This is a genomic window from Flavobacterium sp., assembly GCF_044339515.1.
In the GTDB taxonomy this organism is placed as follows: Bacteria; Bacteroidota; Bacteroidia; order Flavobacteriales; family Flavobacteriaceae; genus Flavobacterium.
In genome coordinates, this window is record NZ_JBIIVK010000047.1 from 14,050 (window position 1) to 27,242 (window position 13,193).

Below are 13,193 nucleotides of genomic sequence, written 5' to 3' on the forward strand. Positions count from 1 at the left end.
GAATTGTTTAGCTTTGTAAGGAATTGCATTCATCAACACAAAGAAACAAACTTTAAACCTGAAACGTTAAACTTTAAACAAAAAAGATTGGCAAACGAACGCATCATCTTAGGCATTGACCCAGGAACCACCATTATGGGATTTGGTTTAATTAAAGTCGTGAACAAAAAAATGGAATTCATTCAGCTGAACGAATTGATTTTGAGTAAATACGACGACCATTATACCAAATTAAAAATCATTTTTGAACGCACCATCGAGTTGATTGAAACCCATCATCCGGATGAAATTGCGATTGAAGCTCCGTTTTTTGGCAAGAATGTCCAATCGATGCTCAAACTCGGAAGAGCCCAAGGGGTTGCGATGGCTGCTGGATTATCCAGACAAATTCCGATTACCGAATACGAACCCAAAAAAATAAAAATGGCCATCACCGGAAACGGAAATGCCAGTAAAGAACAAGTGGCTAAAATGCTGCAACAATTATTGGGTTTGAAAGAATTACCTAAAAATTTGGATTCTACCGATGGTTTGGCGGCGGCGGTTTGTCATTTTTTTAATAGTGGGAAGATTGTTGGAACTACTAGCTATTCTGGTTGGGATGCTTTTGTAAAGAATAATGAGAGTCGAGTTAAGAAATAGTGGTTAGTTATTTAAATAAAAATATCAAATGTATATAGGAAAACATTTTTTAGCAGAAACAGCAATAAGTGGAGATAACGTACTACATGAAGATTTCTTCAATTTTAATATTTATGCTGAAAAAGTAAAAAAACTTATTCAATTGAATTCCAGCAACAATGAGCCGCTTACAATTGGCATTTATGGAAAATGGGGAGATGGAAAAACTTCGTTTAGTAATTTAATTAAACATGAAATTGAACATTTTGAAGATATAAATAAAAAGGAATATTTAGTTTATGATTTCAATCCTTGGAGATATTCTACAGAAGATGAAATACTTTTTGATTTTTTTGATGGTCTTAAAAAGCAGTTTTATGTAAAAGATAAAAGCAAACTTCAAGTAGCTGGCGAGTTTCTTCAAAAATATAGTAAATATCTAAAAGCTGTAAAAATATCTGCAACTGTAGGTTTGCCTAAATTTTTGAATTCAAAAATAGAATTTATGCCTGACAAAATTTTAGAAGCATTAGGTGAAGATTTAAAAGGTGAAGAAATTACTATAGAAATTTTAAGAGATAAGGTTAATGCAGAAATAGATAAGTCTAATTATAAAATATTAATTTTCATTGATGATATCGATAGATTAGATGATAATGAAATTTACACCTTATTCAAGCTAGTAAAACTTAATGCAAATTTTAATAATTTCATTTTTATATTAAATTTTGATGAAGAGCAAGTTGGAAAAGCATTGAAAAAAAAGTCTGGAGGAGAGGTTGAAGATGGAAAAAAATATTTAGAAAAAATAATTAGCATTCCAATTCATATACCAAAAATTGAAAAAAGTTATTTAGAAAGGTACTTTAGAAATCAATTAGCTATCATACTTAATAATTTAGATCTAAAAATTGATATCCAACAAGATATTAATAGTCGAATTGATTTCAACAATTATGAATTTAAGAACCCCAGACAAATTAAACGTGTTTTAAATAGTTTTTTTATTAGTGCTTTTGCATTAAATAATGAAGTAAATTTAATTGATTTATTTTCAATTGAATATATAAAAATTACAAATGTCAGTTTATACACAACTTTAAAAGGTATTAGTCCGTCAATCGAGCAAGACTCACTTTCCAAACTTTTTGAAGATAACAAAGAAGATGGTTTCAACAAATTAATTGAAAAAACACTTCAAGGTTATAATAATAATTTTTTAATAATTTTATTCGATAAACAACGTTCTAGTGAAAGTTTATCAATTAGAAATCCCGAGTATTTTGATAGATATTTTTCATATCATATAGGTAACAAAACCCCAAGTTTTTTAATAGAAAGTATAGTTAATAATATAACAAAAAGTGAAGATCATCTATTAAGTTTATTTAAATATGATGATGCTTATTACAAAATATTAGAATTAATTTATAATTTTAAAAATAAAGTAGCAGAAAGAGATAAGCTTTATTTAGCAATAGTAAAAAACATAAAATTATTAGCAGATTCTGAAACAGATTTTTATGGCATTGATGATAGAAATAGAATTATTGAAAGAATAGCAACCTATTTGGATGAAAACAATAATGTTGATAACGAAAATATTTCATTAGAAATATCCAGATGTCTTGATGTTTATCAATTGTGTTATTTTACAAGAAAGTTTAAAGATAAAGAAACCAACTTTAAACCCAAATTAGAAAAAATTATTGCAGAGAAAGCTGAGCAAACTTTTAATTCCGAGACCCCTATTTTTATTATTCCAAGTCAACCAGCTAAAATGACTATGATATATTGGAAAAAACACAACTCAAAAATTTTTAATAAACATATTAAAGATTCACTTAATAACTTATATAAAATCAAAAAGTTAATACGGAATTTTCCTGTTTATATGTTAAATGAATCAACTTATGGAGGACTAATTGAAAGAGATTTTGACTTCATGAGGTCTCTTATTGATATTGATTTTGTGTATAAGCAGATAGGAAAATTTGGAGAATCAATAGTCTCAGATGTAAATATCGATAATTTTCCAATAATCGATGAAACTAGTGAATATAGTGAAGATGATAACTTAAAGCAATTTATCTATTGGTATAAAAAAAATGAATTAAAAACTTAACACTGACCAATTAAATGTCAGGCATCTACATCCATATTCCTTTTTGCAAGCAAGCATGTCATTACTGTGATTTTCACTTTTCAACTTCTATGAAGAAAAAAAATGAAATGGTTTTAGCTTTAGCTAAAGAAATTCAGTTGCGGAAAGAGGAATTCAAAAATGAAATAGTAGAAACGATTTATTTCGGTGGAGGAACACCATCAATATTAACGATTTACGATTTACAATTGTTGATTGATGAAGTTTACAAACATTATAATGTCGCTGAAAATCCTGAAATAACAGTCGAAGCTAATCCCGATGACTTATCCTCCGAGTTGTCATTTCGAGGAACGAGAAATCTCTTTGAAGAACTCAAAGCAATCGGAGTAAACCGTCTTTCCATCGGCATACAATCCTTTTTTGAAGACGATTTAAAAATGATGAATCGTGCTCATAATGCCATTGAAGCCCAAAATTGTTTGGAAGAAGCCACAAAATATTTCGACAACATTTCACTCGATTTGATTTACGGCATTCCGGGAATGAGTAATGAAAAATGGATTCAGAATATTGAAACGGCCTTATCTTTTGGTATTCCTCATATTTCGAGTTATGCGTTAACGGTTGAACCCAAAACCGCTTTACATTCGTTTATTCTAAAGGGAATTATTTCTGCACCGGAAGACGAAGTGGCTCAGGAACATTTTGAAATTTTGGTTGAAAAACTAGAAGAAGCAGGATTCATTCACTACGAATTATCCAATTTTGGAAAGGAAAACTATTTTTCAAAAAACAATTCGAGTTATTGGTTGGGCAAAAAATACATTGGCATAGGTCCGTCGGCTCATAGTTATGATGGTGAAAAAAGAGGTTGGAATGTATCGAATAATACAAAGTATATCAAATCCATTCAAGAGGGAAAATTACCACTTGAAACCGAAACGTTGTCCAAAACCGATCGGTACAACGAATATGTGATGACGGGATTACGAACCATTTGGGGCATTTCACTCGACCGAATTCAAACCGAATTTGGACAAACCTACTTAGATTACCTCAACCAGCAATCGGCCAAATACATTGAAGATCATTTGCTTTTTGTGAATGAAAACGTTTTGCGGACTACTCGAAAAGGAAAGTTTTTGAGTGATGGGATTGCATCAGACTTATTTTTATTAAATTTGGAATAAAATGGAACGCTGATTTTACGGATGCCAGCAACGCTGATTAATTCGTAATATCCGCGTTAGAATATCCGTTAAACCCGCGTTCAACTATGCTAGCAACCATCACCCACCAAAACAAAACCTTCCAAGTAGATTTATCAAAACCCATTGATATTTCGCTGCCGTTATCCAATACTGAAAAAAATCCGATTGCGTGGTATATTGAAAAACCGCTGATTGAACCCGTTCGTTTTGGTTCCTGGGTGGGAAGTGTGAAAGGTGGTGCAACGACTAATTTCAATAATATTTTTTTCAATCCTCATGGACACGGAACGCACACAGAGTGTTTGGGACATATTACAAAAGAATTTTTCAGCATTAATCAAGCTTTAAAAAACTATTTCTTTACTGCTCAACTGATTTCCATTCAACCGGAAAAACAAGGTGAGGATTTTGTGATTACGAAAAGTCAAGTTGAAAAAGCTTTAGGTAATTCAAATCCTGAAGCAATTGTAATTCGAACGCTACCGAATTTAGAAGAAAAAAAGTCTAAAAATTATTCGCATACCAATCCACCCTATTTGCATGAAGATGCGGCGATTTTTATTAGCGAAAGTGGCATTCAACATTTATTAATCGATTTACCGAGTGTGGACAAAGAAAAAGACGAAGGTAAATTATTAGCTCACAAAGCCTTTTGGAAGGTGAAAGATGTGAATAATCTAAATGACGATGCACGAAAAAATGCCACGATTACAGAATTGATTTTTGTGGATGAGGATGTGAAAGACGGTACTTATTTGTTGAACTTACAGATAGCTTCTTTTGAAAATGATGCTAGCCCGAGTAAACCTATATTGTTTAGTTTAGAGTAAGGAGTAGATAGTTGGTAGTAAGGAGTTAAAAATAAAATATGGATTATAGAGATTTATTAGCCTATAAAAAATCATTTGCTTTGGCGATGATGATTTTTAAAGTTTCCAAAGAATTTCCAATGGAAGAAAAATATTCATTAACCGATCAAATAAGACGAAGTTCTAGAAGCGTGACTGTTACATTAACAGAAGCGTATAGAAAAAGAACATATCCAAAAAACTTTTTTAGTAAATTAACTGATACCGAAGCAGAAAATTCAGAGACTCAAGTTTGGCTTGATTTTTCATTTTCTTGTGGCTATTTAAATGATGAAAAATATTCCGAATTAACTAGTTTAAATGATGAAATTTGAAAATTGATTCGATATATGATGAATAACCCTGACAAATTTGGATCAAAAAAAATTTGAATTATTCGTCTTTATTCTTCCTAGCAAAACTATTTACTCCCTACTCAAAACTATTTACTCCCAACTAATCATGAATATTCAACAACTATATGAATTCTGCCTTTCTAAAAAAGCCGTCACCGAACATTTCCCATTCGATGAAGATACTTTAGTTTTTAAAGTCGGTGGAAAAATGTTCTGTCTCACTTCTTTGAAAGATTGGGAAAACGGAACTCCATCATTAAACTTAAAATGCGACCCTGAAAGAGCATTAGAACTTCGTGCGGAATATGATGCGATAACGGCTGGTTATCACATGAGCAAAGTGCATTGGAACACGGTTGCTTTTCACAGTGACGTGGATGATAAAATGATGCGGGAATTGATCAATAATTCGTATGAATTGGTATTTATGAGTCTTCCCAAAAAAGTTCGAGATTTAATTTGATTTTTTAGTTATGCAACAAGTGTTACTTTCTAAGTGGTTAATTATATAATATTTTATGTTATAAATTAAAAGAATAACCTAGCTGAACCCTATTCAGGAGTTTTACTATTTATTTTAAAAACTCTAACTTACAAATCACAAATTTCTTCAATTGTTTAAAAATAATTGCTAGTTAGTTTATTTACTAAAAAACCATTCGTCTACACTTTTCTACTGTTCGACGATACATTTTATCGCTTAAACGAAAACAAATGAATCATTATCCTTATTTAAAATACTTTTGAAATTGGATAAATACACATTTAAAATGACAAAAACACTGAACATTCTTCTAATTGAGGACGATGCCATAGAAGTAATGAAATTCAATAGGGTAATAAAAACGCTAAGTTATAACCACAAAATCATTGAAGCTCATAACGGAGAAGAAGCATTGGAAATACTTAAAATCAAAGAAATCATTCCAGATATCATTTTACTTGATCTAAACATGCCTAAACTAAATGGTTTGGAATTTTTAAAAATTTTAAAAAGTGATGCAACTTTAAAATACATTCCTTCGATTATTTTGACCACTTCCGGCAATCAAAAAGATTTGTTAGAATGTTATAAAACAGGCATTGCCGGTTATGTATTAAAACCCTTAAAATACGAGGATTATACAGAAAGAATCAAAAAACTACTTGACTATTGGAGTATTAATGAACTTACATCACAATAAAATCAGACTTTTATGTACGGAATTGTAAACAAAGCCATTCAAGATTTAGTTATTACTAATTTTGGAGAACAAAAGTGGGAAGACATCAGAGAACGAAGCGGAATTGAAGAAGATTTCTTTATCAGTAGTGAACCTTATGATGATGCGATTACTTACAAATTGGCTGTAGCTGTTTCAGAGGAAATGAATATGTCTGTAAGTGATGTATTAATTACCTTTGGAGAATGGTGGGTAATTAAAACAACAAAAGAAAAATATGCCGGCTTAATGGAATCCGGTGGTTCTACACTAAGAGAATTTTTAGTCAATTTACCCTTATTTCATAATAGAGTAATGTTAATTTATCCAAAACTAACTCCCCCTGAATTTAAAGTTAGTGATGTTTCAGACAAAAGTCTTAACTTACATTACTTTTCAAAAAGAGAAGGATTACAAGAATTTGTTAGAGGTTTAATACAAGGTTTGGGAAAAATGTTTGATACCCCGGTTGAAATTGAACTTTTACACTCTCGTGATCATGGAGATACTCATGAAATATTTAAAGTAAGTTGGTAAAAAAATGAATAATTTTAAGTTCAATTTTAATGTAGAAGAATTCAATAAAATTTTTCCTTTTTACATTTTAATAGATAAAAAATTAAAGATTAAAAGTATTGGTAAAACACTAGCAAAACTCCTACCTGAGGAATTTAATGGTTATAATTTTGATGATATATTTGAATTTCAACGGCCGCATTTTGAGTTTTTAAATTCTGATAATTTTAATCAAACGCTTAATCAACTTGTAGTTATATCTCCAAAAATTGATCAATCAATTTCACTTCGTGGTCAAATCAATATTTTGGATGATAGTTTTCTTTTTGTTGGAACACCATGGTTTAATTCGATTCAAGAGGTGGTCAATAAAAAATTTACACTTCATGATTTTGCCTTTCATGACCCTTTGTTAGACTTATTACATGTTTTAAAAAACCAAGAAATACACAACGAAGAGTTAAAAGAACTTCTTCAAACGGTAAACAATCAACGGAAACTTCTAAAAAAAGACAAACAAGAGCTTCATCAACTTTCAGTTGTAGCAAGTGCTAACAATAATGGAATTATTTTTACAAAACCTGATAGAACGATTTATTGGTGTAATGAAGCCTATGAAAAACTAACCGGCTATTCAAAAGAGGAAATATACGGAAAAACACCTATTGAAATTGGTCGATTACCTGAGTCTGACACAAGTGAAATCAGGAAAATGATTATTGCTTTTGAAAATAAAGAAGCATTTGATGTAGAAATTTTACACAAAACCAAGTCAGGAAAAACTTTTTGGTCACGAACAAAAGGGCAACCTATTAAAGATATAAACGGAAAAACTGTACAGTATTTTGTCATGTTTGATGATGTTACAATCAATAAGCTAAAAGAAGAACGGTTGCGAATTTTATCATCAATAGCAGATGTCAATATCAATGCGGTTGTAATTTGTGATAAGTATGGGAAAGTGGAATGGGTAAATACAAGTTTTGAGAGAATTACCGGATATTCCCTAAAAGAAATGATCGGAAAAAGTCCCGGCTCCATTTTACAAGGTGATGAAACTGATCCTGAAACCATAACTTACTTAAAACAACAAATTAGGGCCGGAGAACCCTTTAACTGTGAAATTTTAAATTATTCAAAAAGCAATAAAAAATATTGGATTCGTATTCAGGGACAAGCCTTAAAAGACAGAAAAGGAGAAGTTTTAAAGTATTTTGCCATCGAAGAAGATATTAGTTTAGAGAAAAAGTATTTTGAAAACATTAAAGCAGAAAAAGTAAAGTACAGTAACATCATTGCCAACATGAATATGGGATTGTTGGAAGTAGATAATAATGATAATATTCTTCTTGCCAACCAATCATTTTGTGAAATGAGTGGTTATTCTATTAACGAGTTAATAGGAAACAAAGCTTCTGATTTATTATCAAACAAAAAGGATAAAACAACAATCGCTTTAAAGAACGAAAAGCGAAAATCGGGCATTTCTGATTCTTATGAAGTCAAGGCTAATACCAAATCAGGTGAAACAAAATATTGGATGATTAGTGGTGCTCCAAATTATAATGAAAATGGAGAAGTTGTTGGATCTATTGGAGTTCACCTTGATATTACGCAACAAAAATCATTAGAACTACAAAAGGAACAATTATTACTGCGATTAGAAAAACAAAACGAACAATTGAATGAATATGCTCAAATTGTATCACACGATTTAAAATCACCGCTACGAAGTATTCATTCTTTAATTAGTTGGATTAAAGAAGATAACTTAAAAGAGTTTAGTGAACAAACTATTGACTATTTAAAATTAATAGAAAATAAAGTAGAAAAAATGGATCACTTGATTCAAGGAATTCTAACGTATTCTAAAATGGACACATTAGACCTTTCAAGTGAACAATTAGATGTTAACGATGTGGTCAATAACATTATTAATATTATCCATATTCCAGAAAATATAGAAGTTAGAATTAATAATTTGCTTCCAACAATTGTTGCCGATAAATATAGAATTCAACAATTATTTCAAAATTTAATTGGCAATGCCGTTACCTACATTGACAAACCTAACGGTTTGGTTGAAGTTGATTTTTCAATTGAAAAAAAACATTATATTTTTTCTATCAAAGATAATGGCCCCGGAATTGCTAAAGAAAATCAAGAAAAAATATTTAAAGTATTTCAATCATTTACAAAAAATGAAAAATCTACCGGTATTGGATTATCCATAGTAAAAAGAATTGTAGATAACTATAAAGGTGAAATCTGGATTGAAAGCCAGCTAACGGTTGGCACAACTTTTTTTATAAAGCTACCAATTAAAACATAATTAAAAATGAGCTCTTACTACTTAAATTCTTTGTCTGATTTAAAGAAAACCATTCAATCGATACAAAATGACGCATTGATTCAATCGCTAATGGTATGTGTAACTGACAAAAGTTGTGATTCTGTTATCACTTTAATTGATGAACTTAACACACTTGATTTACCTTTTTTTGGCGGAATTTTTCCTGAAATTATTGTTGAAAATCAAAGAAAACAAGAAGGGTTTTTAATCATTCCTTTCCATTTTAAAGTCGATAATTATGTTGTAAAACTTGAAGATGAAGCCGAAATAGGAAATCAAGTTGAATTCATTTGTGACAATATCGGTCAAAACGCAAATACAACTTGGATTTATGTGGATTGTTTTAGTAATAATAAAACAATTTTGACTGAATCGTTATATCAAAATTTAGGCTATACCTTTACTTACGTTGGTGGTGGAGCGGGTTCACTTTCATTTGAACAAATTCCTGCGGTTTTTAACAATACAGGAATTTATAAAAATGCTGCTGTTTTAGCTTTTGCAGATACCCATTTATCGTTGGGAGTTGCACATGGTTGGAGTCCAATTTCAGATAAATTAAAAGTCACAAAAACCAATGGCAACAACATTATTTCGTTTGACTGGAAACCTGCAGTAGAAGTGTACACTTCTATTGTTGAAAAACATGCTAAAAGTAAATTTGATAACAAAGGCTTTTTTGAATTAGCCAAATCCTATCCGTTAGGAATGGTTAAAGTTGGAGGTGACATCATTGTTAGGGATCCCATTATGATTAAAGACAACGAATTGGTTATTGTTGACCGAGTGAATGAAGGTGAGTTTGTTCAAATTCTTAATGGAGATATGAATTCGCTACTCGCTGGTGCTAAAAATGCTCAATTTTTGGCTCACGGATATCAAAACAACAAAAACGTTTTTTGCATCGATTGCATTTCAAGAGTACTCTACATGAACGATGATTTTCAAAAGGAAATTGATATTATAAAAGGAAATCAAACGCTCAATGGCGTTTTAACAATTGGTGAAATTGCGAATAACAGTCAAACTTTTCTTGAAATATATAACAAAACAACAGTGGTCATTACATGGTAAATTCAGTTGATATTAATAGTATTCTTTTAAGCTTAATTTATAAAATTTCTTCTTTAAAAACGGAAGAGGATTTAATAAATAAAGCTACACCCGATATTTTGAAAAAATTCAATTGTTTTGCCGGTGTTGTTGTTTCTTTTGTGAATAATGAAGAAAAGATTATTATACCCAAAAACTACATCAATAAACCAAATTGGGTCAGTTTAAAACAACAGATTTTAAGTACGTTTCAACAGGAACAATTTGATAAAATTGAAATTAAAGGGGATGAAAATAATTTTTATTACGCCTTTAGATTATCAAAATATGGTTTACTGATTCTTGGAAGTTCAAACCGCTTTGAAGATGGTTTGTTTCATGAAATGTATAATCTGGCAGAATATTTTGGTAAAAATCTAACAAATGCAATATATGAGTTAGAACGAGCTGATAAAGACAAAATCATTGCACAACAAATTCAATTACAAGATTTCTTGATTGAAATTTCTTCAAAATACATCAACGCCGATTTATCCGATTTAAACGGGATGATTAATCAATCACTGAAACAAATGGGGGAATTTGTGGAAGCAGACAGAAGTTATATTTTTGATTATGATTTTGTGAAAAACACCACTAGTAACACCCATGAATGGTGTGCAAAAGGAATTGAGCCAGAGATTCACAATTTAGAAGAAACTCCAATTGAATTTATTCCGCAATGGTTGGAATTTCATAAAAAAGGTGCTGCTTTTTATGTTGAAGACGTAAAACTGCTTCCGGATGATGGCGAATATGGATTGAGGGCAATTTTAGAACCGCAAGGCATTCAAAGCTTAATTGCCATTCCGATGATAAAAGCGGATGAATTGATAGGTTTTGTTGGCTTTGATTCTGTAAAAAAGAAACACAACTATTCTGATAGCGAAAAAAATATTCTTTTTGTTTTTTCTAACATGTTGGTTAACGTAATGCAACGAAAAGAAAATGAAGAACAAATTAAAGAACAAGAAGCCAAAAAAGAAATTTTATTGCACAATCTAGAAAAGCAAAACAAAGAATTAAACGATTATGCTCATGCTGTTTCTCATGATTTAAAAGCTCCTCTGCGAAACATCAATGCCTTAATCAATTGGATTAAAGAAGATAATCAAGATAAATTTGACGAATCTACAAATGAATCTTTTGATATCGTTTTGTTTAATGTAGAAAAAATGGACAATCTCATTAAAGGTATTTTAGATTATTCTTCCATTGATAAGATTGAATCTATAAATGCTAAACTTGATTTAAACGAACTCGTTACAGAATGCCTACGAAGCATTTTAATTCCAACAAATTTTGAAATAATAGTTCCTCCAAACTTCCCAACTATTTACGGAAATGCTTATCGAATTAAGCAAATTTTTCAAAACTTAATTCAAAATGCAGTGTTGTACAATCAAAATGAAAATCCTAGAATTGAGCTTGGATTTACTGAACATGAAAATCAATTTGAGTTTTATGTAAAAGATAATGGAGAAGGTATCAAAGAAGAATATCATGAAAAAATATTCCATTCTTTTATTAAACTTCACAACAACTTTAATTCATCCGGTTTAGGACTTTCAATCGTCAAAAAAATCATAGAATCACTTGGAGGAACAATCTGGGTACAAAGTGAAGAAAATCAAGGAGCAACTTTTTATTTTACTATAATAAAAGACAATGGAACAGCCTAATTTAGAATACATTAATCAGCTAGCCGGCGATAACCAAGAATTCAAATCCAAAATTATTGCAATTTTAAAAAAAGAGTTGCCGGAGGAAATTGAATTATATAAAAATTACATTAACAACACCAATTATGTTCTTGCTGCAGGAAGTGTCCACAAGCTCAAACATAAAATTTCTATTTTCGGTCTTGAAAAAAGTTATTATATTGCAGAAGAATTTGAAGAAAATCTAAAAGAAAATTCTACCCATTTGCAATCTGATTTTGAATCTATTTTAAAACGAATGCAAGATTTTTTAGATTCTTTATAAAACGGTACAAGACTTATGAATTGCATCATTATCGACGATGAAGAAATGGCAAGAGCTATCATTGCTCAAATGATTTCTAATCACAACGAATTGAAATTGGCACAAGAGTTTTCCAATGCCATGCAAGCAATAAAATACTTAAATCAAAATGAAGTTGATTTGATATTTTTAGACATTCATATGCCTGATTTTACAGGTTTTGATTTTATTCAAACGATAAAAAATCCACCTAAAGTTATATTGGTAACTTCCGATAAAAACTTTGCCATCGAAGCTTTTGAGTATGAATGTATTGTAGATTATTTGGTCAAACCAATTACAGAAGAACGTTTTCAAAAAGCCATTCAAAAAGCAAATGCAGCTCAATTTTCATCTTCATCAACAAAAGAATCCAAAACAGTTACTGAAGATAATACCAACGAATTTTATGTAAATATTGACAGAAGATTAATTAAAATTGAATTCAATTCGGTTACAGTGGTTGAAGCCAAAGGTGATTATATTCACATAAAAACCGATACTAAAAATTATATTGTACATTCCACTTTAAAAAAAATAGAAGATAAATTACCCAAAGATTTATTTTTAAAAGTACACCGTTCCTTCATTATCAACACCAAAAAAATTATTGACATTGAAGACAATAGTGTTTTAATTGCCAAAGATGTTATTCCTGTTAGCAGAGCAAACAGACCTGAATTGATGAAAAGATTAAATCTACTTTAAATCGGATTAAATTTTATATTCATTCAATAAAACGTTTACCCTTTTTCAATTTGCAAATTCCGGTCAAATTGACCACCCAATTCCGATTTAAAGTGACCACCTGATTTCGGTTGAAAGTGACCACCCAATTTCGGTTCAAATTGACCACCCCGATTTTTCACCTAAAATTACTTTT

General features: G+C 30.4%; 14 protein-coding genes. 13 read left to right on the forward strand and 1 reads right to left on the reverse strand.

From position 1 onward, the window contains the following. Positions 1 to 87 precede the first annotated feature (87 nt). The 13 genes from ruvC to ACIQ0M_RS12285 all read left to right on the forward strand — a co-directional run bounded on the left by ruvC (position 88) and on the right by ACIQ0M_RS12285 (position 13,018). Positions 88 to 642 carry a crossover junction endodeoxyribonuclease RuvC gene (gene ruvC / locus ACIQ0M_RS12225; RefSeq protein WP_396152628.1) on the forward strand — a complete coding sequence of 185 codons (555 nt, stop codon included), beginning with the start codon at positions 88 to 90 and terminating at the stop codon, positions 640 to 642. A 28-nt stretch (positions 643 to 670) separates the two neighbouring features. Then, positions 671 to 2,746, forward strand: a complete 2,076-nt coding sequence (locus ACIQ0M_RS12230; RefSeq protein ID WP_396152630.1) for a P-loop NTPase fold protein — start codon at positions 671 to 673, stop codon at positions 2,744 to 2,746. A gap of 14 nt (positions 2,747 to 2,760) precedes the next feature. Beyond that, a complete protein-coding gene (gene hemW / locus ACIQ0M_RS12235) occupies positions 2,761 to 3,918 on the forward strand; it encodes a radical SAM family heme chaperone HemW (RefSeq protein ID WP_396152632.1) in 1,158 nt (385 codons plus the stop codon). 86 nt (positions 3,919 to 4,004) lie between these two features. Further along, positions 4,005 to 4,769 (forward strand): cyclase family protein, encoded by a 765-nt coding sequence (locus ACIQ0M_RS12240; protein ID WP_396152634.1) that lies wholly within the window; start codon positions 4,005 to 4,007, stop codon positions 4,767 to 4,769. Positions 4,770 to 4,807: 38 nt separating this feature from the next. After that, a complete protein-coding gene (locus tag ACIQ0M_RS12245) occupies positions 4,808 to 5,122 on the forward strand; it encodes a four helix bundle protein (RefSeq protein ID WP_396152636.1) in 315 nt (104 codons plus the stop codon). A 127-nt stretch (positions 5,123 to 5,249) separates the two neighbouring features. Then, positions 5,250 to 5,606, forward strand: a complete 357-nt coding sequence (locus ACIQ0M_RS12250; protein ID WP_396152638.1) for an MmcQ/YjbR family DNA-binding protein — start codon at positions 5,250 to 5,252, stop codon at positions 5,604 to 5,606. 307 nt (positions 5,607 to 5,913) lie between these two features. Beyond that, positions 5,914 to 6,327, forward strand: a complete 414-nt coding sequence (locus tag ACIQ0M_RS12255; protein ID WP_396152640.1) for a response regulator — start codon at positions 5,914 to 5,916, stop codon at positions 6,325 to 6,327. Between the two features lie 12 nt (positions 6,328 to 6,339). Continuing rightward, positions 6,340 to 6,882, forward strand: a complete 543-nt coding sequence (locus tag ACIQ0M_RS12260; protein WP_396152642.1) for a heme NO-binding domain-containing protein — start codon at positions 6,340 to 6,342, stop codon at positions 6,880 to 6,882. A gap of 4 nt (positions 6,883 to 6,886) precedes the next feature. Further along, positions 6,887 to 9,193: a PAS domain S-box protein gene (locus ACIQ0M_RS12265; protein WP_396152644.1), complete on the forward strand. Its 2,307-nt coding sequence runs from the start codon at positions 6,887 to 6,889 to the stop codon at positions 9,191 to 9,193. A 6-nt stretch (positions 9,194 to 9,199) separates the two neighbouring features. Next, on the forward strand, positions 9,200 to 10,288 hold the full coding sequence (locus ACIQ0M_RS12270) for an FIST signal transduction protein (protein WP_396152647.1): 1,089 nt from the start codon (positions 9,200 to 9,202) through the stop codon (positions 10,286 to 10,288). After that, entirely contained in the window at positions 10,282 to 11,988 is a 1,707-nt protein-coding gene (locus ACIQ0M_RS12275) for an ATP-binding protein (RefSeq protein WP_396152649.1), read from the forward strand. Before ACIQ0M_RS12270 ends, ACIQ0M_RS12275 begins: the two co-directional genes overlap by 7 nt. Further along, positions 11,975 to 12,292, forward strand: a complete 318-nt coding sequence (locus tag ACIQ0M_RS12280; RefSeq protein ID WP_396152651.1) for an Hpt domain-containing protein — start codon at positions 11,975 to 11,977, stop codon at positions 12,290 to 12,292. Before ACIQ0M_RS12275 ends, ACIQ0M_RS12280 begins: the two co-directional genes overlap by 14 nt. A gap of 15 nt (positions 12,293 to 12,307) precedes the next feature. Beyond that, a complete protein-coding gene (locus ACIQ0M_RS12285; RefSeq protein ID WP_396152653.1) occupies positions 12,308 to 13,018 on the forward strand; it encodes a LytR/AlgR family response regulator transcription factor in 711 nt (236 codons plus the stop codon). Positions 13,019 to 13,053: 35 nt separating this feature from the next. Here the strand turns inward: ACIQ0M_RS12285 and ACIQ0M_RS12290 are convergent, their stop codons facing one another. Further along, positions 13,054 to 13,179, reverse strand: coding sequence for a hypothetical protein (locus ACIQ0M_RS12290; protein WP_396152655.1), 126 nt, complete (start codon positions 13,177 to 13,179; stop codon positions 13,054 to 13,056). Between the last annotated feature and the right edge of the window lie 14 nt (positions 13,180 to 13,193).

What these genes read in the sequence shown, in the direction of transcription:
- ACIQ0M_RS12230 (WP_396152630.1), top strand. Translation starts at nt 671, where the DNA reads ATGTATATAGGAAAACATTTTTTAGCAGAAACAGCAATAAGTGGAGAT.
- hemW (WP_396152632.1), top strand. Translation starts at nt 2,761, where the DNA reads ATGTCAGGCATCTACATCCATATTCCTTTTTGCAAGCAAGCATGTCAT.
- ACIQ0M_RS12240 (WP_396152634.1), top strand. Translation starts at nt 4,005, where the DNA reads ATGCTAGCAACCATCACCCACCAAAACAAAACCTTCCAAGTAGATTTA.
- ACIQ0M_RS12245 (WP_396152636.1), top strand. Translation starts at nt 4,808, where the DNA reads ATGGATTATAGAGATTTATTAGCCTATAAAAAATCATTTGCTTTGGCG.
- ACIQ0M_RS12250 (WP_396152638.1), top strand. Translation starts at nt 5,250, where the DNA reads ATGAATATTCAACAACTATATGAATTCTGCCTTTCTAAAAAAGCCGTC.
- ACIQ0M_RS12255 (WP_396152640.1), top strand. Translation starts at nt 5,914, where the DNA reads ATGACAAAAACACTGAACATTCTTCTAATTGAGGACGATGCCATAGAA.
- ACIQ0M_RS12260 (WP_396152642.1), top strand. Translation starts at nt 6,340, where the DNA reads ATGTACGGAATTGTAAACAAAGCCATTCAAGATTTAGTTATTACTAAT.
- ACIQ0M_RS12265 (WP_396152644.1), top strand. Translation starts at nt 6,887, where the DNA reads ATGAATAATTTTAAGTTCAATTTTAATGTAGAAGAATTCAATAAAATT.
- ACIQ0M_RS12270 (WP_396152647.1), top strand. Translation starts at nt 9,200, where the DNA reads ATGAGCTCTTACTACTTAAATTCTTTGTCTGATTTAAAGAAAACCATT.
- ACIQ0M_RS12275 (WP_396152649.1), top strand. Translation starts at nt 10,282, where the DNA reads ATGGTAAATTCAGTTGATATTAATAGTATTCTTTTAAGCTTAATTTAT.
- ACIQ0M_RS12280 (WP_396152651.1), top strand. Translation starts at nt 11,975, where the DNA reads ATGGAACAGCCTAATTTAGAATACATTAATCAGCTAGCCGGCGATAAC.
- ACIQ0M_RS12285 (WP_396152653.1), top strand. Translation starts at nt 12,308, where the DNA reads ATGAATTGCATCATTATCGACGATGAAGAAATGGCAAGAGCTATCATT.